Below are 24475 nucleotides of genomic sequence, written 5' to 3' on the forward strand. Positions count from 1 at the left end.
CGGGTGTTCGAGCAGGCGGGCCTGCCCGCTCCGCGGCTGACCATGGGCGGCTGTCTCGGCACGATGTCGGAGCCCGACGTGCTCGCGTTCGTCATGGGCGTGTGGACCGCCCTGTCCCCGGTTGCCGAGCGGCTCGGTCTGGACCTCGGGGACGGGCTCGCGGACCTGGGGGGCCTGCCGGAGCGGCTTCGCGCCGAGGCCGAAGCCGTCGACGGCGTCGTCCTCCTGCCGCCGCTGATCAGCGCGTGGACCAGGCTGCCCGCCGCCTGACTCGGCCCTGCGCGTGATCCTGTCCCGGTAGCGGGTCTCCGGCAGCGGGTGGATGGCAGGGCAGGGCGCGGGCCATGAGTGATCTCGGCGCTGCGAACTGCGCGTCGGCGACGAGACCGAACCCTCCGACAGCCCGCTCGACCAGGTCCTTGCGCAGGCGTGGATCGACGCGGTGCACGCCGGGCTGCGCCCGGCCGAGACCCCCGAACAGATCGCCGAGGTGGCGCAGGCCGTCCGCGCGGTGATCCGTGGGTCGAGGCCGGGCACGGCATCGACGCCGTCCCAGACCTCCTGCTGCTCGCCTTCGTCGACCAGGCTGAGCTCCTGTCGATGTCGGCCCGGATCGAGGACGCGCCGCCGAGGACCTCCTCGACGGCCGCTCCCACGACGTCCCGCGGTGAGCCGAGACGTACCGAAGGACCTGGCCGTCCTCGATCTGCTCGACACGCCACGCCCGCGTGGTGCAGCTCAACCCACGCATCCACGAGCGCCGGGCGCGGGCGGCCCCGGCTGAGATCAGGTGTCTTGCGCTTGTCGCCTTCTGGATGCGAGCAGGAGGATGGCGCTGAGCGCGAAGCGAGCCATCAGGCGTCTGATTCGTCTGATGAGCCGCGCCGGGGGGCTTGCCAACAGAAACCAGGACGCGGCTCGATGGATCCGGCTGCGGACTCCGGCGGTCGGACCGGCGCGATAGACCCAGGTGTGCCCGTCGATGAGGTGGGCCTTGCGGAAGCCGGCCCGAGCGATCTCCCAGCGCAGGGGTAGGTCGTCGTCGAAGAGGTGCCAGGCGTTGCGGCGCGAGCGACGGCGGACGTCGAAGCCGGTGACGAACAGTCCCCCCGGGCGTAACGCAGCATGAATCGCCTCGACGGTTCGGCGAAGCTCCTCCGGTGGGACGTGGGCCATGACGTCGAGAGCGGTGACGACGTCGAAGCCGGCTTCGGGCAGCGCCTGCGGGAGGTGGATGTAGGACGCCTCGACGCCGCGGGCGGTGAGTCGCCGGCGGGCGAAGTCGAGCAGGGGCTTCGCCACGTCGGCCAGGGTGACCTCGCAGCCGAGGCCGGCGAAGAGTTGAGCGGTGACCCCGACCCCGGATCCGTAGTCGAGCACGCGCGTGCCGGGTCGGAGCTGGAGTCGGTCGGCCACGATCACGGATTTCGGGTAGCCGATGCCGTTGACCTGCAGGTAGTTGTACCAGGACAGGTCGAACGCCCACGAGGTCGCGGAGTCGTAGAACTCCATGATCTGGGCGGTGTTGTCTCTGGGCGCCGCCTCCCACTCCTCCAGACTGGCGCTCTCCCAGTCCAGGCATCTGGCCAGGGCCTCGTCTGTCGACATCCCGAAATGGCGGGCCAGGTCGTCGAGCACGCCCTCGCGTTCGGATCCGCCCACGACCGGGCGTAGAGCATCGCGGAACACCTTCATCGTCGGGCTGGTCACGGCTGCGGCGTGGGCGGTGGTCCAGCGGGAGGTGTTCGGCGGCGGAGCCCCGGGGGTGTCCGGGTCGATGTGTCGGCCCTGCCCACTGACGTCCTCGCGCAGGACGACGAGGGCGACACGGTTCAGGATGCGGGAGATGGGCGCGAGCCGGCGCAGCATCGGCTCCGCGGCGTGGCGGTCGTTCATCGGGCGATCGACCCGGTGCGGGTGCACGGCGCGGCGGACGCGACGGGACGTGGTGAGCGCATGGCTGATGGAGCTCCTCTGCAGACGGCATGACGGTGCGGCACAGCCGGGAAGGCTGTGTGGCTGTCACGTCCGCAGGACGGAGAGGGTGGCCAGTCGCCGTGCGTGCGAGGGTGGGGGGCGCGGCGCAGGGCGTCGACGACCCATCGTGGCGGGCGGCCCGGAGGTCGGGGCGGCGGCGAGGCCGAGGACGACCAGTACGAGCAGTGCGGCGACCTCGTCGGTGCCGAGCACTACTGCGGCCGGCTCGAATGTGGCGTCGGCGCATGCCGGGTCCGCTGCCTGCGCCCGAACCGTCACAGGCAGCGGCACTGACAACGACACGTCAGTCGGACAGTCGAGCGGAGTCGTCTCCGACTCGACACAGCAACCGGTCAGCAGGTGGGCCGCCAGGACGACGACGGCGACGGCCGTCGTGAGCAGCGTCCGGCCGCTCCATGTCGAGAGGCGCGAGGCGCGCACCATCACCCTCCCCGCGACGCCGCCGCATGACCGACCGGCGTCGGGCCACACTGGAGCATCGGTCGCTCGCGCCGAGCCGTTACCTCGCCGACGACCGGTACGGGCCCATACGGCGACCTCCCAGGGGCCACCGGAGTCGGGGGGCTACACGGGCCCGGCGCCGCCGGACGCCGTCGCGTGGGCCTCGGCCGGCGGGTGGTGCCGGTTAACGCCCTGCTGCTCGAGCGGCTCCGGCTGCTGTCCCCGGATCACGGGGCCGAGCCGACGCCGAGCGGGGGCGAGAGGAGGCGTCCCCGCGCCTGAGGGCACTCGACCTGGTGACCCGGGGCGGGCGTGTACGGCGTACCCCGGGCCACCACGATCATCAGAGGAGGGGAGACAGGGCCTGCATCTCCATGATCTCGGCTCGCTGGCCATCGTTGATCGCCTGCGCGAGGGCCTTCGCCTCGGTGTTTAGGCCCTGTGCGAGCTCGGTCTGAGCCATCGCGACGGCCCCGTTGTGATGCTCGATCATCATCTGCAGGAACATCCGGTCGAACCCGGCGCCGCCGGTCTGCTGGAGCTGCTGCATCTGCTGGTCGGTCATCATCCCGCTCATGCCGGAGGCGGAGTCGCCGCCGTGGCCCATGGAGCCGTGGTCCATGCCACCCATCGAGCCGGCCGGGTCGGCGGCCTCGATCTGCGGCTCTCCCCAGGCGAGGAGAAAGCCACGCAGCTGCTCGATCTCGGGACCCTGAGCCTGCTGGATCCGGCCGGCGAGCTGCCTGACCCGGGTGTCCGTTGCCCGCTGAGCCGCGATGTCGGCCATGGCCACGGCCTGCGAGTGGTGCGGGATCATGCCCTGGACGAAGACGGTGTCGGCCGCGTTGTGCGCCGCCGCGGACGACGGGGCGGGCGCGACGGTGCTCGTCGGTGCGGCGGTGGACGACGCACCGGAGGTGTCGCCACCGTCGCTGCAGGCGGCGAGGACGGTGAGACTGGCGGCGGCTGCGAGCACGCCGAGGACTGCCTTGCGGTACATGGAGGGACTCCTCTGGAACCGTGCGGATGTGACCGGACCAGCGCTCTGCCGCGCTGGAGGCCGATCAGTTCCGCAGGACGCAGAGTCGGGCGAGCCGAACCGATGTCGGCGGTGGTGCACGGGGTCCAGTGACCGGCCGCCCCGCGCTGGGGGCGGGCGCCCGCCGACGACGGATGAGCAGCAGCGCCAGCAGCACCGCTGCCGCCAGCACGAGAAGGCCGGTCAGCACGGCCAGGCACAGATGGAGCAGGGTGTGCAGCGCCGACATCGGGTCATGCGGCGACGAGCGGTGCTCCGCCTCGGACACGACCTCGACGACCGGGCCGATCGGAGCGACCACGGCGACGGATCCGGCGCTGAGATCTGACATGCCTGGATGCGCGACCTCGACACTCGCCCCGGAGTGGGAACCGCCTGCTGTCGAAGCGGTTGCCGACGAGGAGTGCGCCCCGACGGTCGGGTCGCTCAGCGCGTGACACACCACGGTCGAGTGCATCGTCACGACACCCACGATCAGCGACAGCATCAGCAGGAGCCGACGCCACTCCCGTCGCCGCATCAGGTGCACGCGGCCGACGATAGCGCCACAGTGGTCGTGGCCGTCTTCCGGCTCGCCTCCGCACTTCGTCCTGCAGAACCGTTTCAGCGTGGTCGCGAACTCCGACCAGACCTGCGACTGGCAGGGGCGGACAGTAACGCAAGAGCACTTGCGTTTGCAGTCGGGAAGTCGCTACCGTGTGAAACGCAAGTTGAACTGCTTTAAGCGACGGAGGCGTACGATGACGTACCAGTGGCCGATCGACCCCGCCGATCTCTTCGCGGAGCGCCACCCGCAGATGGTCAAGACCGGGCTGCCGCCCGAGGACATCGAGAACGTGCGCAGCCGAGTGGCCCGGATGTGGGCCGACGAGCCCGGCGGGTGGGTGTACGAGTGGTCGGCGCTGGGTGAGCGCTACGCCGACCGGCGCGAGCACGAGCGCGCCGTCCTGGCGTTCGGGTGGGCGCGGTTCCCGGCGATCACCGACGAGCACAAGCGCGCGGCGTACCGGCGCCAACTGGAGGAGTACGCACTCGCCTCGCCCAACTTCCCCGTCGGGTTCGAGCGCCGCGTGGTCGACCTGCCCCACCAGGACGGGGTCGTACCGATCGCGCTGCACATCCTGACCCCGCCCGGCGCCACGGCGGACACCCCGGTCATCCTCACCAGCGGCGGCGCCGACGGGTGGAAGACGGACTTGCACGACTTCTTCACCCAGCTCGCGCTGAAGAGTGCGCTGCCGGTGGTGGTCTTCGACATCCCCGGCACGGGCGAGACGGACGTCCCGATCACGCTCGAGAGCGTCGAGCTCGTCGGCCAGGTGATCGAGTACGCGCGCGGCCTCGGCGACGGAAGGGTCGTGCACGTCGGGCTGTCCATGGGTGGCTTCTTCTCCGCGGCGACCGGGTTGTCGGGCCTGCCCGACGGCGCGGTGGTCTGCGGCGGCCCGGTCGAGGCGACGCTGGCGCCCGGCAAGCACTGGGCCGCAGGCGCGAACCACATCATCGGCAACACGCTGGGCTTCACGAGCGTGCCCGAACCCGCTGAGCTGGCGAAGGCGATGTCGGCGCTGTCGCTGCGGCCCCTGCTCGACCGCGACGACCACGTGCCGATGCTGGCGATCAACGGCACCGAGGACGTGCACATCCCGCTCGAGGACACGCTGGTGTTCGCGGGCAGGCGGGCGACCGAGGTCGTCCTGCTCCCGGACACCGGGCACTGTGCGGTGTCGAAGTTCGACGAGCTCGAGGACCGGATCATCGACTGGATCAACCGGACGTTCGCCGTCCGGCCCGCCGCGGACCGGGCGACGGCGGGGGCCGCCGGATGAGCCCGGCGAGAGCGAACCCGATAGCAGGGTTCACGCTCACGCGCGACGACTTCCGCTTCCACGGCCAGGGGCTGCAGCGGCCCGAATGCATCCTGGCCGAACCGGACGGAACGCTCTGGTCGGCGGATGCGCGGGGTGGCGTGGTCCGCCTCGCGCCCGACGGCACCCAGGAGCTGATCACGCAGTCGTCCGGGCCTGCGGGCCGGACGGACGGGGACGCCGCGTCCGGGCTGCTCGTCGGGAACCTCCCGAACGGTCTGGCGTTCGACCGCAACGGCGACCTGCTGATCGCCAACTACGGGACCGATCGGCTCGAACGCATGACGCGCCACGGGCACACGACGCCGATGGCGGACCGGCTCGACGACGGGACGCCGATCGGGAAGACGAACTTCGTCTGCCGGGACGGCAAGGGCCGGATCTGGGTCACCGTGTCCTCGATGATCCAGGAGCTGCAGGACAGCCTCACCCCTTGGCTGCGCGACGGGCGAGTGGTGCTCTGCACCCCCGACGGCCGGGCGCGGCTGGTCGCCGACGACGTGCACTTCGCCAACGAATGCCGGCTCAACGCCGCCGAGACCCACCTGTACGTCGCGCAGACCGGTGGCCGCAACATCGTGCGGTTCCCGATCGAGCACGACGGCAGCCTCGGCGAGCGGGAGATCGTCGGGCCCGCCGACCACGGCCGGATCATCGACGGCATCACCTTCGACGCCTACGGCAACCTGTGGGGCACCTACATCTTCGCCGACGGCATCTTCGTCGTGACGCCCGAGGGCGAGCGACACATCGTCTTCGACGACTCCACTCCGGAGGAGGTCGATCGGCTCGACGACGCCTTCCGGGCCGGGGAGCTCGACCTCGACTTCCTGCTCACCACCGGCGGTCCGATCGCGACCTGGTGCGCGTCGCTCACCTTCGGGGGGCCGGACCTGCGGACCGTCTACGTCGGCTCCCTCCGGCAGGACCGGATCGCCTCCTTCCGGTCCCCGGTCGCGGGGCTGCCGCTGATCCACTGGGCCGAGCACGACCGGGCCGAGCACCGAGAGGACGGGATGTGACATGCGCTGGGCCACCTACTCCTCGACCACGGCGAACGCACCGCTCGCGGCGGTGCTGCACGGCGGAAGGCTCCACGCACTGCCCCCCGACCTCACGCTGACCTCGGTGATCGCCGACGGCGACGCCGGGATGGCAGCGGCGGCCGAGCGCGCGACGCGCGAGCCGTTCGAGGTCGTCGAGCCGGGCGACGTCCGAATCCTGGCGCCGATCGGGCGCCCGCCCGCCTTCCGGGACTTCATGGCGTTCGCCGAGCACTACGAGTCCGGAATGGCAGGCCTCGGGCTGGAGACCGACCCGCTCTACTACCGGCAACCCACCTTCCACTTCAGCAACCCCGCGGCGATCCTGGGCCCGACCGATCTCGTGCCGGTCGCGCCGGGGAGCGTGAAGTTCGACTACGAGCTCGAGGTCGCAGTGGTCATCGGGAAGGGCGGCCGGAACATCAGCCCGGCCGCGGCCGAGGAACACATCGCGGGCTACACCATCCTCTGCGACTGGAGCGCCCGTGATCACCAGCTGCAGGAGATGACGCTGCGGATCGGTCCGGCCAAGGGAAAGGACACCGCTACGAGCCTCGGTCCCCATCTCGTCACCAAGGACGAGCTGGAGCCCAGGCGCGCCGGTCACGGCTTCGACCTCGCCATGACCGCCCACGTGAACGGCGTGCTCTACAGCAGCGGCAACTGGTCCAGCATGAGCTGGCCGTTCGCCGACCTGATCGCCTACGCCTCCCGCGGCACGACGCTGGTCCCCGGGGACATCATCGGCGGCGGAACCGTCGGCACGGGATGCATCCTCGAACTGTCCATCGTCCACGGCGGCGACCGCTACCCGTGGCTGAAGGCCGGGGACGACGTCGAGCTGACGATCGCCGAGGTCGGCACGATCCGCACCACACTCACCGCGGCCGACGAGATCATCCCCCTCAGCGCCACGCCGACCGCACCCGTCCCGACGAGCTGAGAGGACCGCACACCATGGATCTCGGACTCACCGATCGAGTCGCGATCGTCACCGGCGCAGGCGGTGGCATCGGCGCCGCGACCGCCCGCATCCTGCGCGACGAAGGCTGTCGCGTCCTCGCCGTCGACCGGGCGCCGGGCGGCGTCGAGGCGCTGGAGCGGGAATCGGACGGATCGGTCGTCGCCCACGTCGCCGACATCGTCGACGAGGCGGCGGCCACCGGCATCGGACCGGCCGCCGTCGAGCACTTCGGCCGGCTGGACATCGTCGCCACCTGTGCCGGAGTGGTCGGGAGCATGGACTCGCCCGCACTGCATGAGGAGACCCTCGAGAACTGGGACCGGACCGTCGACATCAACCTGCGGGGCACGTTCCTCACCGTGAAGGGCTCGATGCCCTTCCTGGTCGAGGCCGGCTGGGGTCGGGTGGTCACGGTCGGCTCCGTGGCCGGGCAGGTCGGCAGCCTCAGCGCCGGACCCGCCTACGGCGCGTCGAAGGCCGGCGTCCTGGGCCTGACCCGCTGGCTGGCGAAGCAGGTCGGCCCGCACGGCGTCACCGTCAACTGCGTCCACCCCGGCACGGTCGTCTCCCCGATGACCGAGGCGCAGTTCGACGCCGCCACATTCGACGCCCGCGCGAAGGCGACCCTGCTCGGGCGCAACGGGGAGGTCGAGGAGCTCGGCAGCGTCATCGCCTTCCTCGCCTCGGCGCAGGCCGCCTACATCACCGGCGCGCACATCGACGTCAACGGTGGCCTGTACATGGGGTGAGCCACCGGTGAGCGGCGTCGTCGCGCGACGCCGCGCAGGAGCAGTGATCATCTCGGCGGCCGGCGGATGCGGAGCCGCCGACCCCGAAGATGGAGGTGTTGTGATGCGGGTCCTGGTGACCGGTGCATCGGGTTTCATCGGGCGCGCTGTCGTCCCCGAGCTCCTCGCGGCGGGCCACGACGTCGCCGGGCTCGCGCGCTCCGCCGCGTCCGCCGCGACGGTCGGAGGGCTCGGGGCGACGGTGGTCCGAGGTTCGGTTGAGGACCTCGGCACGCTGTCCGTCGCATCCGCGAAGGCCGACGCCGTCGTTCATCTCGCCTTCCGGCACGACCTCGCCTTCGCGGGGCGGTTCGCGGAGGCCGTCGCTTCGGACCTCGACGCCATCGAGGCGATCGCCGCGGGGCTGCCCGAGGGTGGGGCGATCACCATCGCCGGCGCCACTCACGGCCTGGAGCAGGACGGGGCCGGGGTCTCGACGGAGCACGCGCTGCCGGGAGCACTCGGCGCGAAGCGGTATCCGCCGACCGAGGCCGTCCTGGCCCTCGGGGAGCGTGGGCTCCGCCCCTCGGTGGTGCGACTCCCCCCGACCGTCCACGGCGAGGGCGACGCCATGTTCCTGCCCGCACTCATCAGGAACGCGCGGGAGCGGGGCGTTGCCGGCTACCCCGGCGACGGGCAGGCCCGCTGGCCCGCCGTCCACGTTCTCGACGCCGCCCGCCTGTTCCGGCTCGCCATCGAGGTGGCGCCGCCGAGCTCGGTCCTGCACGCCGTGGCCGAGGAGGGCATCCCCGTGCGCGCTATCGCCGACACCCTCGGGCGCCGACTGGGCGTCCCGACCCGATCCGTTCCCAGCGAGGAGGTCGAGGCGCACTTCGGGTTCATCGGGATGGTCCTCGGGGTCGACGGCCCGGCGTCGAGCACCCTCACCCGCACACTGACGGGCTGGGAGCCGCGCGAGTGCGGTCTGCTCGAGGATCTCGACCAGGAGCACTACTTCGCGACGGGCGGCTGATCGCGCACCCACGCCGTGCTTGCGCGGCAGTCGCAAGTCCGCTGGCGTTAGGGTGCAGGTATGGCGGACCAGGAACCTCGATCCCGTCCCGGCGGGCGCTCGGCCCGGGTCCGGCGGGCCGTGCTCGAGGCGAGCGCCAAGACGATCCGCGACCACGGGTTCGAGGCCTTCGCGATCAAGGACGTCGCAGCCGAGGCCGGCGTGCACGAGACCTCGATCTATCGACGCTGGGGCACGCGCGAGGCGCTCATCCTGGACGCCCTGCTGGACGACAGTGCGCAGAACGTGCCGATACCCGACACCGGCTCGCTGCGGGGCGATCTCACCACACTCGCCAACGGGCTGGCGGACTTCCTCGACACCCCGCACGGGCGCGCGTTGTCCCTCGCCCTGATGACCGGCACGGGCCGCTCGGTGGACGGTATCCGCGACTACCTCGGCAGACGGCTCAGCATCGCAGGCGAGGTCGTGCACCGAGCCGTCCGGCGTGGCGAGGTGAGCCCGACCACGGACCCGATCGTCGTGATCGAAGCGCTCATCGGGCCGCTCCACTTCCGCGCCTTCATGTTCCACCAGAAGCCCGACGAGGCCTTCGTCGACCGGCTCGTCGATCTCATCATCACCGGAACACGCTGATCCTCCGCCGGTCCGGTCCGTGCGGCACGCGGGGGAGGAGGACGGTTCGGTCGCCGAACGGACCTTGGCGCAGATGTCGGCCGAATCCGTCCGGCGGGCGGCGTGGTTGCTCGCGCAGGGCGTACGCCGCGGCGATCCGGAGCTGCTCGTACCGGGCTACTTCCTCGGGCTCGAGCCCGGTAGGCGGTGAGCCGCCGAGATCTCAGCCGGTGAGGGATCCGTCGGTGAGGCGGACGCCCAGGCTGCCGCTGGAGGCGCGAACGACGAGATGCGGCTCGACGACGGAGAGCTCCTCGGGTATCGCGATGGTGCGGCGCATGCACTCGTTGAGGACGCCGATGGCGAGTAGGTCGTTGCACAGAAGACCGCGGTAGGACGCCGGGCGGGTGGGATGGCGAGTATCTCGTCGAGGACCACCCGGCGAGGACGGGCCGCGGCTGTCATGGGTGGTCCTCGCTGGTCCTCGCCCCCGAGGACTGGGCACAGGCCTCCTACGAGGTGGAGGTCCGCCGCGGCGACGCGGTGGCCCTCCAGGGCCGGACCGACTCTGGACCGGCGACTTCCAGCTCGGCGACCGGCTCGATCCCGCCGCGCCGCCGGATGACCCCGCCGCCACGACCGACCGCGATCTCGTCGCGAGCGCGTACTTCGCGCGCTCGGCGGGGGCCAGGCACCGACGACGCGGCCGGCTGGGACGGCGCGACCCGGCTCGCCGACAGCCCTGCCCTGCCCGCGCTTGTCGCACCCAGCCCGGCACGCTGCCCGTTCCCGACCCGACACCCGAACTACCGGGGGATCCTGCCCTCCGACATCCCGGTCTCGCCGACACCACGCCGGCCGGCGAGCGGGCGCCACGACCACCTCGTCCCCGGCGTCGCGCCACCGCCTCCGGAGGGCCCATGACGGGCAGGGGCGAGATCGTGCTCGCCGTCGATTCGCACTGCTGCCAGGCCCCCATTTCTCTGCGCTGTGCATGTGATGTGGACCTTCACGGACTCAGGATTCGTCCGTCGGCGTCCCCCGTCGGGTGGCGCACCCTTCAGCTGCTGGAGCTGCGATGTCACGTGCTACCGAACGGCCGATCCCTCCGCTCGTCGTGTCGGACACCGACGACCCTGCCGTGGTCGCAGCGGCGGGTACCGAGGACTACACGCTGCATGCCACGCCGCTGTCCTGGCGGATGGGCCGCCTGTCGCTGGCCAGTGTCTGGTGGGGGCTGGCCAGCGCGATGTTCTGGCTGATCCTCGGAGCCCTGGTCGCACTCACGGTCGGGACCGTCGACGCGATCATCGGGATGGTGCTCGCTGCGGTCGTATACGGGGCGATCAACGCCGTCTTCGCCCGCCATGCCGCGAGGACGGGTTTGACCTCGAACCTCTTCTCCCGTGCGCTGTTCGGGTCCTCGGGGTCGCTGATCGCGCCGATCCTGGTGGCGGTCACGGCGATCTACTTCGCCTGTTTCGAGGGCTCGGTGATCGCCATCGCGCTGCAGGAGTACCTCGGTGGACCGGTCCAGCTGTGGTACGCGGTCGTGGTGCTCTACAGCGTGCCGCTGATCTTCGGGGCGCTGCGCACGTTCCTGGACAGGTTCAACGGGATCCTCTTCCCGATCTACCTGGCCGGGATGATCGCCGCCGTCGTGTGGACCGGGGCGGCCTACGGGTACGGCGGTGGCTGGCTCACCCAGCGGCCGAGCGAGCTCGCGGTCAGCGGTCCGGGCTGGTGGTGGGCCTTCACCACCTACATGGCGGACTTCGTATTGATGATGGCCACCTGGGATTTCGCGCGCTTCGCGCGCACCTCCCGCCGTGATCGACGGTTCCATTCGATGGTGACGTTCGGGCCGGTGTTCTACTTCTTCACCATCGTCGTGAACGGCGTGGTCGGCATCTTCGTCGCCCTGACGATCCCGACCTCGGGTGCGCTCAGTGAGACGTCCGGTGTGCTCGGCATCGTGGCGCTGATGGGGCTGACCGGTCTCCTCTTCGTCTGGGTCAGTCAGACCCGGATCAACACGACCAACTTCTACCTCGCCGTCACGAACCTGGAGGGCTTCCTGTCCCGACTGTCGAGGGTCCGCCTCAGTCGCGTGGTGTGGGGCGTTGTGGTCGGAGTGATCGTCTTCCTGATCATGTTGAGCAACGTGTTCGACTTCGTCCTGGTCGCCCTGCGCTACCAGGCGGTCCTCACGGTGACCTGGACGGCGTGCGCGCTGGTGTTCCTCGTTCTCGGGCGGCGGCTCGGAGGTGAGGCGGCCATCGAGTGGCGGCCCGGCAGGGTTCCGCGTTTCGACGCCGTCGGGGTCGCCGCGTGGGGCGTCGGCACACTCGTCGGGTTCGCCCTGCTGGCGTTCGAGTCCGCGGCCTCGTGGACGGGGACCTGGGCCCTGCCGATCTCCTTCCTGGTCTCGACCGCCATTCAGGCCACCGGGATGGCGGCACGCCGGAGCGCACAGGCGGTGCTCGCCCGGCCCCACGACCCGCGCGACGAGGTGGAGGACCCCTGGTCGAGCCACGTCCGGTGCCATGTGTGCGGGCGGTCGTACGTCGCGGTGGAGATGGATCGCGACCCGTCGGCGGGCCACCAGGCGATCTGCGCCGAGCACGCTCAGGTCAACCCCGAGTTCAGCCGAGCCGCCCGGGCGGAGGCCGCAGGAGCCGGCTGATCGGCGACGATCGAGGACGGGCTCGTCGCCCCGGGTGCGGCGGGCCCGTCCTCGTCCGGGCAGGACCTGTGTCAGTCCGTGCCGGGGTCGGTGGCCTCCAGACCGGCCTGGAGCTCCGGGTGCGCGGTGAACACCGCGACCTGCAGCTCGGCGACCAGCCGCTGGGTGGGGATCTCGACGTCGACGCCGAAGGCGTCCCGGATGCGGGTCAGCCGGTACTTGAGTGTGTTGCGATGGACATAAAGGGTCCGGGCTGCGGCGGTCAGGTCCCCGCCGGCGTCGAAGAACGCCCGCAGGCTCGGCAGGTACTCGGTCCCGCGGTCCCGGTCACTGACGACCATACCGGCCACACCGCCCTGCAGCAGGCGCGGCCGCTCGACGACGAGCTCGGTGAGCTCGGACAGGATGGCGTCGGCGATGGAGTCCTCGAAGCAGACGACGCGCCGCTGCTCGTCGAGCAGGGGGAGGTTCAGCAGGCGGTCGATGTCGCGGCGGGCGCCGCTGACCTGGGCGACGTCCGCGACCTCACTACTCACGGCGGCACGCAGGTCGATGTGGAGCTGTCGGGCGGCCTGGCCGATGATCTCCCGGGAGAGGGCTGCGACGTCGCCGGGCGGGCGGTCGTCGAGCGCGGGGAACAGGGCGTAGATGCGGTCGTTGCAGGAGGTCACCGCGCCGCGCCGGTGCGAGGCCTCGACCCGGAGGGCGACGAGGTCCTCCAGAGGGCGGAGCGCGACGTGACTCTCGCCTCGACGGGCATCGGGAACCTCGTGCGCGAAGGAGACCAGGCGGAACGGGCGACCTTCGATGCCGAGCCGCGAGGCGACGGCGCCGGGGTCGCTGCGCCCGGAGAGCGCGCTGCGGAGGAGATCGCTGCGTAACCGCCGGTCGAGGTCCTCGCTGATCCGCGAGCGCAGGAGCTGGAGCGCCGCGACGCGGGCGATCTCCGCGAGCAGGTCCTCGGAGTGTTGGTCCAGCTCGCGGGTGGTCTCGGCCACCCAGATGTAGCCGAGGATGTCGGTGCCGCCGCGGATCGCGGTGACCAGACGGGTGGCGCCGTCCGGCGGGACGACCCGCACGGGCCGCAGGCTCTGGCGCACGCGGGGGAGGACGCCGGTTGTCTCGCACCAGGCGATGAACTCCTTGGGCGGGCGGCGCTGCAGGATGGACTGCTGGCGGATCTCGTCGATCGGGTCGCCGAGGCTGGAGAAGGCGATGACCTCCATGCGCTCGTCGTCGATGATCACCGGCCCCTCGAGGGTGGCGGCGGCCGAGTTGGCCAGCGCGAACAGGTCCCCGAAGGGCACGCCACGCTCGGCGGCGACGCCCGCGGTCGTCGAGGAGATCGATCGTCGTGCGAGGACGTGGAGCTGGTCCCAGGACATGTCGGGCGAGATGGCGAGCACGGTGGCGTCGCAGGCGGTGGCCGACTCGCGCAGCCGGTCGCGCTCGGCGTCGTCGCGGACCTTGAAGGCCAGGGTGATGTCGCGGCCCAGCACCTTCATCAGCGGCTCGACGTCGGGATCGTCGACACCGACGCCGATCGCGAGCACCAGGTCGCCCGTGTTCGCCTGTGCCGTGGTGGACGTGTCGTGGATGAGGACCGCCACCACCGGGATGTCGAGTCCGGCGGGGGCGTGGACGACGTCGACGAAGTCGCCGCCGACCAGGCCGAGGAACGTGTCGAGCGTGAGCGCGTTGCCTCGTGAGGGGGGTGTCATGCGGTGCTCCCTCCGTGGCGCTCAGATCATGCTGCGCGCCCCATCGACCCCAGTGTCGACGGAAGAGCTCTCCCGATCGTCCCGGAGACGTTGCGTCCCGGTAAAGCTCGCGAACATGTGAGCGTAGACCGCCACCGCGGTGACGAGGGAGTCCACCTCGACGTACTCGTCGACGGTGTGCGCCGCGTCCAGTTCGCCCGGGCCGAACACCACCGCAGGGATGCCGAGATCGTTGCGCATGAAGCGGGCGTCGGTGGTGAAGGGCAGCCCGGTGATCCCCGGGCGGCGGCCCGTCATCGCCTGGAAGGAACCGGCGACGGTGTCGACGAACGGATGGTTCGCGTCGATCTCGGACGGTTCGCAGAAGGTGTCGACCAGCAGGTCGTAGTCGGTGCCGCGGGACAAGCCGAGCGAGGCGATCCGATCGACGACCCCCTGCACGACGCTCTGCTCCGTGTCGCCGGGCAGGACTCGGCGGTCGATCTGGAGCTCGCACTCCTCGGGGACGACGTTGGGGCCGCTGCCCCCGCGGATGACCCCGACGTTGCAGGTGGTCGTGCCGAGCAGCGGGTGTGGTGTCTGCGGGAACTCGTTGTCGTGCAGGACCTGCGCGATCGCCGCGGCGGTGATGATGGCGCTGCGCCCCTTCGAGGGCTCGCTGCCGTGGGCGGGTATCCCTCGGGTGGCGACCCGGGCGATCATCAGGCCGCGCTCGGCCAGACAGAGCTTGAGGCCGGTCGGTTCGGGGTCGAGGCAGGCGTCGGCCCTGATATGGCCCTCGCGCAGCAGCGCCGCGGTGCCCTGCTCCCCGCCGAGCTCCTCGTCCGCGACGAGATGGAAGGCGACCTCGCAGGGAAGGTCGAGCCCGAGCGTCCGGCACACCTGCAGGGCGGTGATCGCGGCGGCGATCCCGCCCTTCATGTCGGCGGAGCCGCGGCCGTAGAGGCGTCCGTCGTGGACCTGGCCGCCGAACGGGTCGTGGCGCCAGGCGTCAGGGCGGACGGGGACGGTGTCGATGTGCCCGTTGACCAGGAGCACCGGCTTGCCGCTCGGCGTGTCCCCCTCGGTGCTGACGAGGAGGCTCGGTCGCCCTGGCGCAGGCTCGACGACGCGGCCGGTGCCGAGCCCCATCGCACCGAACAGTCCCTGCAGGAACGTCGCCACCTCGGTCTCGTGACCCGGTGGGTTCTCCGACCGGATCCGCACAAGGTCGCGGGTCAGTGAGACGACGGCGTCGACGTCGACCGCCGATCGGATACTGCGGGCAAGGGGGGAGGGCGTCATCGCAGCTTCTCCAGGTCGTGCGGGTCGAGGAACCCGGCGTCCGCGAGCCGGTCCAGGAACCCACCCAGCCTCGGGTTGACGCGCAGGGGCGAGGTCAGCTGCTCGCGCGCCGCGGTCAGGTCCCCGGAGCGGGCGAGCAGGACTCCCCGCCAGAACTCGGCCTCCGGGTTGCCCGTCATGACCCGGGCCGCCTCCGCCAGCGCGGCGAGGGCGCGGTCCCGGTCGCCGGGGTGGGGCTCGGCGTAGGGGCCGACCATCAGGCCTGGAGCGAACATGGTCCCGGACACCGCGTCGAAGGCGCGCCGGTGGCCGAGGAGCCTGCGCAGCTCGCCGATGGGGTCGGGGTGGTCCTCCACCCGGAGGTCGACAGGCTTGTGGTTCCAGGGGTCGGGGACGCGGTCGCCGTCGACGACGAGCAGCGCCGCGCCCTGGCTGCCGCGGACGTCGCCTCCGGCGGCTTCGGCGGCCTCCAGCGCGGTCATCAGGCGTTCGGCGAGGTCACCGCCGCTGCGGCGGTACGCCTCGATCATCGCCGGGAGGACCGTGTCATCGGCCAGCATGTTGCCCTGGACGGCGACGGGACCGTCGACGACGCCGCCCGCGTGGGCGATGCAGCTGCTCCCGGTCCAGCTCGCGGCGTCGCCGCTTCGGCCGACCAGCCCCACCTGGCGTACCTCGGGGTGAGGGTCGTCGATCCGCACACGGTCCAGGACGTCGGCGGCCGTGGCACCGGCGGCGAGCATGTCCATGCCATCTCCGCCGTAGCGGCCGTCGATGAACGCCTGGGTGGCGATGGCACCGACACCCGGGCGGGCCCAGGTGACCCCGGCGCCGGGTGCGAAGAAGTGGGACTCGCAGGCGACGCCGAGCTGCCCGGTCGCCTCGTCGCGGGCGACGATCGAGTAGGTCATCGCAGGCTCCCCTCCGTCTCGTCGTGGAACCGCCGGATCGCCTCCGCGGTGGCCGCGGGCGCTTCGAGCATCGGGAGGTGGCCGATGCCGTCCATCGTGTGCACGTCGCCCCCGAGGGCGTCGGCCAGGGCGTGGGCCATCGCGGGCGGGCAGGTCGGGTCGTGGGTGCCGACGACCACCCTGGCGGGTGCGCGGGTGGAGCGAGCCGCGAGGGCGGCACCGGCCGGGCGAGCGTCTGCGAGCCCGAAGGTCGTGCGGAGCACCTCGACCACCGTGTCGAGGTCGCGGTCACCGTCGCGGCCGCAGGACGCCAGCTCCACGAGCTCGGCGGCGGCCTCCGGTCGCGAGGCCGGACCGAGGATCCCGGCACCGTGGCGGACGAACCACTCCCGGACACCGAGCGCGCGCAGGTCGCGCTCGGTGTCGTCGAGGACGGCATCGTCCCACCCGACGCGCAGGGTGGCCCCGAACGCGATGATGCCTGCCACCCGGTCGGGAGCGGCCACCGCGAGCTCGGTCGCCACCGCGCCACCGATCGAGCCACACACCAGGTGGACACGGTCGATTCCGGCGGCGTCGAGCACCGTCAGGGCGTCGGCGGCGTAGTCGGCAGGCAGGTAGGGGCCGCCCGCCTCGGATCGTCCGTGCGCCCGGTAGTCCACCGCGACGCCCGCCCTCGTGTCGCCGAGCGCGTCGGCGACGGCGGACCACACCGCGGCCGCGGTGTTCACCGGGTGCAGGTACAGGATCGGCGCTGTGTCCGCTTGCCCGGGCCAGGCCAGGTAGGAGAGCTCCCCGGCCTCTCCCGGCGTCGAGCGGCGGTGGGCGTGCGACATCGCGGTTCTCTCCCGACTGGCGTCGTGCTCGGTTTCGTACGGCTCAGGCGTCCTGGGGGAACCTGGGCGTGTCGGGGGAGGCGATGGGGGAGGCGTGGAAGTGCCAGATCTTCCACACCGGGTTGCCCTTGCCGTCGTCGCGCCGGTAGACCTCGGTCACCCGGAAGACGAGCGGCTCGGGGTCGGGCTCGAGCACGCCGGTGCCCTTGTCGCCGGAGACCTGGGCGCTCCAGTACGTCGTGAGATAGGCGAGGTCGCCCTCGGCGTGGACCTTCGGCTCCTCGACGATCTTCATGTCCGACAGGTTGAAGCCGATCTCGTGCAGCCCCTCCCAGAGCTTCACCTTCTCGTCGACGCTGTCGTACTGGTGGCCGTTGAGGTTGAACTGCAGGTACCCGGGGTTGGCGAAGTTGGGGTACATCTTGGACTCGACGAGATCGTTGTTGGACTCCAACCAGGAGTGGTGGACGGCCAGGATCTCCTTGATGTCGTCGGGGTTGTTGACGGCGTCGCTCATCTCGTCTCCTCGGTGTGCGGGATCAGGCGTGGGTGGGTCGGGCCTGTGCGGCATGCGCGCGTAGCGCGGGCAGGACGTCCTCGGACGACCGGGTCGGGAACCGCTGCTGGTCGTGGCCGGGGCCGTGGAGGACCAGGTGGTCGAGTCCGGCGTCGAGCTCGGTGACCTCGTTGAGTGCCTCACCGGTACTCACGCCGACGAGGACACGGTTGTCGTAGAGCAGTGCCATGGTGGCGAAGGTGGGGTTCATCCGCGTCCTCAGGTGAGCTGGGGGAGGACCGTCGAGGCCGCGAGCTCGAGCTCGTCGAGGGCGGTGTCGGCGTTGACGGGCGAGAGCACGACGCTGGTGGCGCCCGCGGTGCGCAGGGCCGCGATCCGGGCGGTGACCTCGTCGGGGTCGCCCGCGACGGCGAGGGTGTCGATCCACTCGTCGGGCAGGTTCTCGGCGAGGGTGTCGGGGTCCTCGAGCAGCTCGGCGATCCGGTCGTTGTACCCGAAGGCGCCGGTCAGCGCGTTGTGGGCGCCGACGGCCACGATATAGGCGGCGAGTGCGGGCCGAACGGCCTCACGGGCCTGCTTGCCGTCCTTCGCGATGCTGAACAGGGCGAAGGTCGGAACGAGGTGCTCGGTCCGGCCGGACTCGGCCATGCCCTTGTGGATGTGGCCGAGCGCGGCCTCGAGGTAGGTCGTGCCCGCCAGCACGCTCATCACGGTGCCGTCGGCGATCCGGCCGGACAGCTGAAGCGACTTCGGCCCCAGTACGCCGGTCAGGATCGGCATCGGGTCCTCCACAGGGTGGGTCGCCGTGACCGAGTTGAAGGTGAACTGCCTGCCCTGCACGTCCAGCGTCTCACCGGCGAGCAGGCTCTGCACCCCCGTCACGCACTCGGTGAGCGCCGACAGGGGCGACTTGGTGGTCAACCCCATCTGGTCGGTCCAGAAGGGGACGCCGTGCCCGATGCCGGGCAGGAACCGGCCGGGATGGGCGCGGGCCAGCGTCGCGATCTCCATCGCTGTCACAGCCGGGTGCCGTGCCACCGAGGCGACGACGCCGAGGCCGACCTTGACCCGTTCCGTCGCACCGAGGGCGAGGGCGGCACCGGTGAACCCGCCGTAGCAGAAGTAGTCCTCCGCGACCCAGACCTCGCCGTATCCGAGCCGCTCGGCGGCGGCGGCGAGAACCGGGATGCGCTCGGGGGGCGTCGACGTGGCGACGAAGACACCGACGGGGGCGGTCACGCTCATGGGGATTCCTCCGGAAGGCGATGACGCTCGGGGACGGGGCATCGCGGGTCGTCGATCGGGACGAGTCTCTGCTCGCGAGACCCCCGGCGGCAATTGGCGCCGCGACGAACTCCGGCCGCCGGCTTGTGCCGTTCCGTCAATGGACACCGCGTTGATCAGCCTCGACGCTGACTCGCATCGCAACACCCGAGGCGTCCCGGCTCGACGGGCGAAAGCTCGCCGTGCCGGATCGTCCCCACCACCACTGCTGAAGGGCGGATCGTGACTCAGCAAGAGGTACCCCCAGGACTGATCGGCGCCCGGGTGCGCCGCAAGGAGGACCCGCGCCTGCTGACCGGCCGGGCCCAGTTCGTCGACGACGTGGTGCTGCCCGGCATGCTGGAGGCGGCGGTGCTGCGCAGCCCGCATCCGCACGCCCGGATCCTCAGCATCGACGTCAGCGCCGCTCTGGAGCTGCCGGGGGTCTTCGCGGTGCTCACCGGTGAGGACGTCCGCGCCGCCTGCGCGACCCCGCAGCCGGTGGTGTGGCGGATGATTCCCGACCAGCGCATGACCGACCAGTACGCGCTGGCCGTGGACAAGGTCCGCTACGTGGGACAGGCGGTGGCGGTGGTGGCCGCGGTGGACCGCTACGTCGCCGAGGACGCCCTCGGGTTGGTCGAGGTGGAGTACGAGGTCCTGCAGCCCGTCGTCACCCTCGACGATGCGCTCGCCGAGGGTGCTCCGCTGCTCTACGAGGAGTGGCCGGACAACGTCAGCTGTCGCCAGACGATCCCCAAGGGGGATGCCGCGGCGGCGTTCGCTGAGGCGGACGTGGTGGTCACCGAGACCCTGTCCTACGGCAGGCAGATGGGCACGCCGCTGGAGACGCGCGGGGCGGTCATGTCCTGGGACCCGTTCACCGACCAGCTCGAGGGCTGGATGTCCACACAGTCCCCGAACCTGACCCGTGACCTGCTCGGGGAGGTGCTCGGCCTGCCGGTCGACCACATCCGGGTGCGTACCCCGCACGTGGGCGGCGGCTTCGGCAACAAGTTCGACTTCTACGGCGAAGAGGTGCTGGCCGCGCTGCTGTCCAAGCGCACCGGACGGCCGGTGAAGGTCATCGAGGACCGCCTGGAGAGTTTCGTCGCCAACGCCCACTCGCGTGAGCAGCGCATCGAGGTGTCCGTCGCGGCGAAGTCGGACGGCACCATCATCGGGATGCGCGGCACCGTCTGGGCGGTGCTCGGCGGCCAGCTCGCGACCGTCGGCATCGGTCCCTGCTGGTTGTCGATGGCGCTGATGGCAGGCCCCTACGACATCCCCAACGTCGAGGCCACCGTCGTCGGCGTGGTCACCAACCGCTCGCCCTACGGCTCCTACCGGGGGTGGGGCCAGCCGAAGGCCAACTTCGCCCACGAGCGAATCATCGACAAGCTCGCCCACGAGCTCGGGATGCCCCCCAACGAGGTCCGCCGCCGCAACCTCATCGCCTCCGACAAGTTCCCCTACCCGAGCCAGGTGTTCTTCTACGACAGCGGCAACTACGCCGAGTGCCTGGACATGGCGGAGCAGGCCGTCGCCGACCGCGGGTGGGCCAAGCGTCGAGATGCCGCCGCGGAGGAGGGGCGCTCACTGGGCATCGGCTACTCGTTCCACATCGAGATCAGCGCGCTGGGCCCCAGCAAGATCATGAACCAGGCCGGGTTGCAGCACTCCTCCTTCGACGAGGAGGTCGTGCGGATCGACTCCGCGGGCGGCGTGACCGTCCGCACGGGGCTCTCCGCGATGGGCCAGGGCATCGAGACCGCTCTCGCGCAGGTCGCAGCCCAGACCCTCGGCGTCCCTCTCGACACCGTCAAGGTCTTGCACGGGGACACCGAGACCAACCCGTTCACCGGCTACGGCACGGGAGCCAGCCGCGGCGCCGCCCTCGGCGGGGGAGCATTGCTGCGCGCGAGCACCCGGTTGCGGGACAAGGTGCTACGGATCGCCGCCCACATCCTCGAGGCCTCGGCCGAGGACCTCGAGATCACCGACGGCGTGGTCACCGTCAAGGGCACACCGGGCGGCCCGTCGGTGACGATGCGACAGATCGGAGACGCCGCCTACCGTCGCCTCGACGGCAAGCTGCCCGACGGCGAGGACCCGACTCTCGAGGAACGGGACGTCCTCGACCCGGACAACGTCGCCTTCTCCTACGGCACCACCGCGGTGCTCGCCGAGGTGGACCGCGAGACCGGCCGGGTCGAGCTGCTGGACTACCTCCTCGCCCACGACTGCGGCACCGTGATCAACCCGATGATCGTCGACGGGCAGATCCACGGCGGCGCCACCCAGGGCATCGGCGGAGCGCTGTTCGAGGAGATCGTCTACAGCCCCGAGGGACAGCCGCTGACCACGACGTTCATGGACTACCTGATCCCGACGGCGTCGGAGATCCCGACCTTCGAGACCCTCCACATGGCCACGACCGCGGACCACATCCCCGGTGGCTTCAAGGGTATGGGCGAGGCCGGGACCATCGGCGCTGCCTCGGCCATCACCGCCGCCATCGAGAACGCCGTCCCCGATCTCGATCTGCGGCTGAACCGACTCCCGGTCACCCCGCCACGGCTGCTCGACGCGCTGACCACCGCCACGCCGAAGGACCCGTCATGAAGCCCGCACCCTTCGACCACGTCCGCGCCTCCACCCTGGACCACGCGGTCGAGACCCTCGTCGCCGAGGACGGCGACGCCAAGGTCCTCGCAGGCGGACAGAGCCTCGTCCCCCTGCTCGCCATGCGGCTGGCCCAACCGACCACGCTGGTCGACCTGGGTGGGCTGCGCGAGCTGGACTACATCCGCGACGACGGCACCCACCTCGAGATCGGCGCCATGACCCGCAGCCGGGCCGTGGAGAAGTCCCGCCTGGTCGGCGAGGCGCTACCGCTGCTCCCCGCAGCACTGCGCCACGTCGGGCACGTCACGATCCGCAACCGCGGAACGCTCGGGGGCAGCGTCGCGCACGCCGACCCTGCGGCCGAGGCCCCCTCGGTGCTGCGGGCTCTCGACGCGGAGATCATCGCTACCGGTCCCGGCGGCCGCCGCACGATCGCGGCGGCCGACTTCTTTCAGGGTTTCCTCGTGAGCGCCCTCGAACCCGAGGAGATCCTCACCGCGATCCGGATTCCCAAGCAGGCTGCCGGGTCCGTCGTCGCGGTGGAGGAGTTCACCCGCAGGCACGGCGACTTCGCCCTGGTCGCCGTCCTCGGCGCCGCGCGGCTCGACCCGGCCGGTGAGATCGCCGAGGTGCGCCTCAGTGTGGCCGGAGCGGCGAACACGCCGCTTCGCGCCGACGCCGCCGAAGACCTGCTCGTCGGTCAGGCGCCGACCCCGGACGTCGTCGCAGCCGCGGCCACAGCGGTGGCCGAGGCCACGGACCCGGGAGGGGACATCCACGCCCCCGCCGAGTACCGACGTCACCTCGCCGCGGTCCTCACTCGACGTTGCCTACACCGTCTGTTCACCCACGCCGAGAGGAGCGCGGCCGCATGAGCACCCCGACCCGAACCGGCACCACCGTGTCGATGACCGTCAACGGCGAGCAGGTCGACCGCCACGTCGACCCCCGACGCACACTGTCGGACTTCCTGCGCAGGGACTGCGGTGCGACCGGCGTGCACCTGGGCTGCGAGCACGGTGTCTGCGGGGCCTGCACCGTGCTGCTCGACGGCCGGACAGCCCGCTCCTGCTGCACCCTCGCGGTCCAGGCGGAAGGAGCCGACATCACCACCGTCGAGGGCATGGCGGACGGTGCCGAGCTCCACCCGCTCCAGGAGGCCTTCTGGAAGCACCACGGGCTGCAGTGCGGCTTCTGCACGCCCGGGATCCTGCTGACCGTGCAGGAACTGCTGGCGGACAACCCCGACCCCAGCGACGCGGAGATCCGCGAAGGCATCTCCGGCAACATCTGCCGCTGTACCGGGTACCAGTTCATCGTCGACGCCGTCCGCGAGGCCGCCGCGGTCCTGCGCGAGGAGAAGACCGCCGAGGTGGAGTAGCGCCCTGTTCCCGCTTCGGAGCGAACCGCGTCGTCGTCGAGTTCACGTGCTCGACGACGACGCGGACCTTCGCCGACGACCGCCACACCCGACTCCCGCTCCGCGTCTGATCGGTGTTCACGGCGGGAGGTGGGTCGCAGCGATCCTGCATCCGGGCCGGACGCTCATCGAGAGCTGCCTCGGGTCAACAACCTCGCGGCCGTCCCGGCGGCTCGTGGAGGGCTGGCCGCGCCTCGGCAGGCCGTTCTGCGACATCTGGGCGCTGTTGGGGGACAGGTACACCTGGAGGCGCCCGTCGGAACCCCTGGGTCCCGATGACCGGTGCCGTGCGGCCTGACCGAGCCCTCGACCAGGAGAACCGAGTGACCACGGCACCGCGCTCGCCGAGCACGATGACCGCTCACCGACCGGTTCACCCCCCGGCTGGTCAGCTGCTCCGCGGGGCGGGTCCGGTCGAGCGGCGGGGGATGAGGGTCGGCGGAGTGACGAGCGTGCGGGGTGCGGTGTCCCGGCGTGCGTCGTTCAGCAGGTCGAGGGCGTTCGTGGCGATCTGGCGGAACGGCACGCGCACCGTGGTGAGGGGGACGGGGAGTCTGCTGACGACGGGGATGTCGTTGTAGCCGACGAGCGACAGATCGTCCGGGATGGACAGACCGAGCGCGTGCGCCGCGGCCATGACCCCGATGGCGGTGTTGTCGTTGACGGCGAAGATCGCGGTGGGCCGGTCGGGGCGGCCCAGCAGGATCCGACCTGCGCTCTCGCCCGCCTCGATGGAGAACGCGTCGCCGCAGACGAGATCGTCGTCGGCGGGCAGGCCCGCGTCCTGCAGCGCCAGCCGGTACCCCTTCAGGCGGTGCAGGGCGCTGGAGGCGTACCCGGGGCCGCCGACCAGCCCGATGCGGCGGTGCCCGTAGTCGATCAGGTGCCGTACGGCCAGGCGGGCACCGAGCTCGTCGTCGCCGAGGGAGGCGGGCCCGATACCGTCGGTGCGCAGCGCCAACGCATGCGGGACGCCCTGTGCGGCGGGATGGCCGACGCGCGCGGTCGTGAGGATGAGGCCGTCCACCCGGCGCCGGATCAGCGTCTGTACGGCGAGGGTCTCGCTGTCCGGCTGGTCCTCGGTGGTGGCGACCACGGCGAACATCCCGCGCTCTCCGCTGGCGGCGACGACCTCCTCGTAGAGCATCGCCATGACCGTGTCGGTGAGCCGGGGGACGATGACCCCCAGGGTGTTCGTGCCGGAACGTCGCAACCCGGAGGCGAGTGGGTCGCGGACGTAGCCGAGCTCGGCCGCGACCTGGCGGACGCGTTCGGCGGTGGCGCTGTTCGAGTGGGGAAGGCGCTCGTCGAGCACCCGGGAGACGGTCGACTTGCTGACCCCGGCCGCCCGGGCGACGTCGACGATGGTCACCACGGCACTCAGGCTAGCGGGCCGGCCTCGGCCCAAGACTTCTTCGGTCCGGCTGTTGACTGCGGGCGGCATGTGCTCCATCGTATGGGAACGTTCCCGCAACCGTTC

The 24475-nt window shown here is 71.3% G+C and carries 21 protein-coding genes and 1 pseudogene; 11 read left to right on the plus strand and 11 right to left on the minus strand.

Annotated features, from left to right (window positions below; all coding sequences use genetic code 11):
- Positions 1–270, plus strand: a pseudogene (locus tag ABD993_RS04140) (methylase); the annotation flags it as partial.
- A 516-nt stretch (positions 271–786) separates the two neighbouring features.
- Here ABD993_RS04140 and ABD993_RS04145 read toward each other — a convergent pair.
- The 3 genes from ABD993_RS04145 to ABD993_RS04155 all read right to left on the minus strand — a co-directional run bounded on the left by ABD993_RS04145 (position 787) and on the right by ABD993_RS04155 (position 3809).
- Positions 787–1710 (minus strand): class I SAM-dependent methyltransferase, encoded by a 924-nt coding sequence (locus tag ABD993_RS04145; RefSeq protein WP_345412845.1) that lies wholly within the window; start codon positions 1708–1710, stop codon positions 787–789.
- Between the two features lie 1072 nt (positions 1711–2782).
- Entirely contained in the window at positions 2783–3439 is a 657-nt protein-coding gene (locus tag ABD993_RS04150) for a DUF305 domain-containing protein (RefSeq protein WP_345412847.1), read from the minus strand.
- Between the two features lie 64 nt (positions 3440–3503).
- Positions 3504–3809: a hypothetical protein gene (locus ABD993_RS04155; protein WP_345412850.1), complete on the minus strand. Its 306-nt coding sequence runs from the start codon at positions 3807–3809 to the stop codon at positions 3504–3506.
- A gap of 409 nt (positions 3810–4218) precedes the next feature.
- On the opposite strand from ABD993_RS04155, the gene ABD993_RS04160 reads away from it, so the two are divergent.
- From ABD993_RS04160 to ABD993_RS04190, 7 genes are all read left to right on the plus strand, one after another.
- Complete coding sequence (locus ABD993_RS04160) at positions 4219–5307, plus strand: alpha/beta fold hydrolase (RefSeq protein ID WP_345412852.1); 1089 nt, start codon at positions 4219–4221, stop codon at positions 5305–5307.
- Positions 5304–6368: an SMP-30/gluconolactonase/LRE family protein gene (locus ABD993_RS04165; RefSeq protein ID WP_345412854.1), complete on the plus strand. Its 1065-nt coding sequence runs from the start codon at positions 5304–5306 to the stop codon at positions 6366–6368. Before ABD993_RS04160 ends, ABD993_RS04165 begins: the two co-directional genes overlap by 4 nt.
- A gap of 1 nt (position 6369) precedes the next feature.
- Positions 6370–7332, plus strand: a complete 963-nt coding sequence (locus ABD993_RS04170; RefSeq protein ID WP_345412856.1) for a fumarylacetoacetate hydrolase family protein — start codon at positions 6370–6372, stop codon at positions 7330–7332.
- Positions 7333–7346: 14 nt separating this feature from the next.
- Entirely contained in the window at positions 7347–8102 is a 756-nt protein-coding gene (locus ABD993_RS04175) for an SDR family NAD(P)-dependent oxidoreductase (protein ID WP_345412858.1), read from the plus strand.
- Positions 8103–8205: 103 nt separating this feature from the next.
- A complete protein-coding gene (locus ABD993_RS04180; protein ID WP_345412860.1) occupies positions 8206–9114 on the plus strand; it encodes an SDR family oxidoreductase in 909 nt (302 codons plus the stop codon).
- 60 nt (positions 9115–9174) lie between these two features.
- A complete protein-coding gene (locus ABD993_RS04185; RefSeq protein ID WP_345412862.1) occupies positions 9175–9750 on the plus strand; it encodes a TetR/AcrR family transcriptional regulator in 576 nt (191 codons plus the stop codon).
- 1057 nt (positions 9751–10807) lie between these two features.
- On the plus strand, positions 10808–12415 hold the full coding sequence (locus tag ABD993_RS04190; RefSeq protein ID WP_345412864.1) for a purine-cytosine permease family protein: 1608 nt from the start codon (positions 10808–10810) through the stop codon (positions 12413–12415).
- 71 nt (positions 12416–12486) lie between these two features.
- Here the strand turns inward: ABD993_RS04190 and ABD993_RS04195 are convergent, their stop codons facing one another.
- The 7 genes from ABD993_RS04195 to ABD993_RS04225 are packed head-to-tail and all read right to left on the minus strand — an operon-like array spanning position 12487 to position 18929.
- Entirely contained in the window at positions 12487–14136 is a 1650-nt protein-coding gene (locus ABD993_RS04195; RefSeq protein WP_345412866.1) for a PucR family transcriptional regulator, read from the minus strand.
- Positions 14137–14157: 21 nt separating this feature from the next.
- The gene (locus ABD993_RS04200; RefSeq protein ID WP_345412868.1) at positions 14158–15420 is read right to left on the minus strand and encodes a M20 family metallopeptidase; all 1263 of its coding nucleotides are present in this window, start codon (positions 15418–15420) and stop codon (positions 14158–14160) included.
- Positions 15417–16331: a DUF1028 domain-containing protein gene (locus ABD993_RS04205; RefSeq protein ID WP_345412870.1), complete on the minus strand. Its 915-nt coding sequence runs from the start codon at positions 16329–16331 to the stop codon at positions 15417–15419. The genes ABD993_RS04200 and ABD993_RS04205 overlap by 4 nt, the downstream gene beginning before the upstream one ends.
- Positions 16328–17167, minus strand: coding sequence for an alpha/beta fold hydrolase (locus ABD993_RS04210; protein ID WP_345412872.1), 840 nt, complete (start codon positions 17165–17167; stop codon positions 16328–16330). The genes ABD993_RS04205 and ABD993_RS04210 overlap by 4 nt, the downstream gene beginning before the upstream one ends.
- A 43-nt stretch (positions 17168–17210) precedes the next feature.
- Positions 17211–17684, minus strand: coding sequence for a YybH family protein (locus ABD993_RS04215; RefSeq protein ID WP_345412875.1), 474 nt, complete (start codon positions 17682–17684; stop codon positions 17211–17213).
- Positions 17685–17706: 22 nt separating this feature from the next.
- Entirely contained in the window at positions 17707–17934 is a 228-nt protein-coding gene (locus ABD993_RS04220; RefSeq protein WP_345412966.1) for a hypothetical protein, read from the minus strand.
- A gap of 8 nt (positions 17935–17942) precedes the next feature.
- The gene (locus ABD993_RS04225) at positions 17943–18929 is read right to left on the minus strand and encodes an LLM class flavin-dependent oxidoreductase (RefSeq protein ID WP_345412876.1); all 987 of its coding nucleotides are present in this window, start codon (positions 18927–18929) and stop codon (positions 17943–17945) included.
- A gap of 261 nt (positions 18930–19190) precedes the next feature.
- Between ABD993_RS04225 and ABD993_RS04230 the strand changes: the two genes are divergently transcribed.
- Genes ABD993_RS04230 through ABD993_RS04240 form a run of 3 tightly spaced genes read left to right on the plus strand, consistent with a single transcriptional unit; the run spans position 19191 to position 22956 of the window.
- The gene (locus ABD993_RS04230) at positions 19191–21572 is read left to right on the plus strand and encodes a xanthine dehydrogenase family protein molybdopterin-binding subunit (protein WP_345412878.1); all 2382 of its coding nucleotides are present in this window, start codon (positions 19191–19193) and stop codon (positions 21570–21572) included.
- Positions 21569–22450 (plus strand): FAD binding domain-containing protein, encoded by an 882-nt coding sequence (locus ABD993_RS04235; protein ID WP_345412880.1) that lies wholly within the window; start codon positions 21569–21571, stop codon positions 22448–22450. The genes ABD993_RS04230 and ABD993_RS04235 overlap by 4 nt, the downstream gene beginning before the upstream one ends.
- Complete coding sequence (locus ABD993_RS04240) at positions 22447–22956, plus strand: (2Fe-2S)-binding protein (RefSeq protein WP_345412883.1); 510 nt, start codon at positions 22447–22449, stop codon at positions 22954–22956. The genes ABD993_RS04235 and ABD993_RS04240 overlap by 4 nt, the downstream gene beginning before the upstream one ends.
- Positions 22957–23383: 427 nt before the next feature.
- Here the strand turns inward: ABD993_RS04240 and ABD993_RS04245 are convergent, their stop codons facing one another.
- Entirely contained in the window at positions 23384–24370 is a 987-nt protein-coding gene (locus ABD993_RS04245; RefSeq protein WP_345412885.1) for a LacI family DNA-binding transcriptional regulator, read from the minus strand.
- Positions 24371–24475 lie beyond the last annotated feature (105 nt).

The organism is Pseudonocardia xishanensis, assembly GCF_039541715.1.
Lineage (GTDB): Bacteria > Actinomycetota > Actinomycetes > Mycobacteriales > Pseudonocardiaceae > Pseudonocardia > Pseudonocardia xishanensis.

Excerpts from the sequence above, each read along its gene's own strand:
- ABD993_RS04150 (WP_345412847.1), bottom strand. The coding sequence starts at position 3,439 with ATGTACCGCAAGGCAGTCCTCGGCGTGCTCGCAGCCGCCGCCAGTCTC.
- ABD993_RS04155 (WP_345412850.1), bottom strand. The coding sequence starts at position 3,809 with ATGTCAGATCTCAGCGCCGGATCCGTCGCCGTGGTCGCTCCGATCGGC.
- ABD993_RS04160 (WP_345412852.1), top strand. The coding sequence starts at position 4,219 with ATGACGTACCAGTGGCCGATCGACCCCGCCGATCTCTTCGCGGAGCGC.
- ABD993_RS04165 (WP_345412854.1), top strand. The coding sequence starts at position 5,304 with ATGAGCCCGGCGAGAGCGAACCCGATAGCAGGGTTCACGCTCACGCGC.
- ABD993_RS04170 (WP_345412856.1), top strand. The coding sequence starts at position 6,370 with ATGCGCTGGGCCACCTACTCCTCGACCACGGCGAACGCACCGCTCGCG.
- ABD993_RS04175 (WP_345412858.1), top strand. The coding sequence starts at position 7,347 with ATGGATCTCGGACTCACCGATCGAGTCGCGATCGTCACCGGCGCAGGC.
- ABD993_RS04180 (WP_345412860.1), top strand. The coding sequence starts at position 8,206 with ATGCGGGTCCTGGTGACCGGTGCATCGGGTTTCATCGGGCGCGCTGTC.
- ABD993_RS04185 (WP_345412862.1), top strand. The coding sequence starts at position 9,175 with ATGGCGGACCAGGAACCTCGATCCCGTCCCGGCGGGCGCTCGGCCCGG.
- ABD993_RS04190 (WP_345412864.1), top strand. The coding sequence starts at position 10,808 with ATGTCACGTGCTACCGAACGGCCGATCCCTCCGCTCGTCGTGTCGGAC.
- ABD993_RS04195 (WP_345412866.1), bottom strand. The coding sequence starts at position 14,136 with ATGACACCCCCCTCACGAGGCAACGCGCTCACGCTCGACACGTTCCTC.
- ABD993_RS04200 (WP_345412868.1), bottom strand. The coding sequence starts at position 15,420 with ATGACGCCCTCCCCCCTTGCCCGCAGTATCCGATCGGCGGTCGACGTC.
- ABD993_RS04205 (WP_345412870.1), bottom strand. The coding sequence starts at position 16,331 with ATGACCTACTCGATCGTCGCCCGCGACGAGGCGACCGGGCAGCTCGGC.
- ABD993_RS04210 (WP_345412872.1), bottom strand. The coding sequence starts at position 17,167 with ATGTCGCACGCCCACCGCCGCTCGACGCCGGGAGAGGCCGGGGAGCTC.
- ABD993_RS04215 (WP_345412875.1), bottom strand. The coding sequence starts at position 17,684 with ATGAGCGACGCCGTCAACAACCCCGACGACATCAAGGAGATCCTGGCC.
- ABD993_RS04220 (WP_345412966.1), bottom strand. The coding sequence starts at position 17,934 with ATGAACCCCACCTTCGCCACCATGGCACTGCTCTACGACAACCGTGTC.
- ABD993_RS04225 (WP_345412876.1), bottom strand. The coding sequence starts at position 18,929 with ATGAGCGTGACCGCCCCCGTCGGTGTCTTCGTCGCCACGTCGACGCCC.
- ABD993_RS04235 (WP_345412880.1), top strand. The coding sequence starts at position 21,569 with ATGAAGCCCGCACCCTTCGACCACGTCCGCGCCTCCACCCTGGACCAC.
- ABD993_RS04240 (WP_345412883.1), top strand. The coding sequence starts at position 22,447 with ATGAGCACCCCGACCCGAACCGGCACCACCGTGTCGATGACCGTCAAC.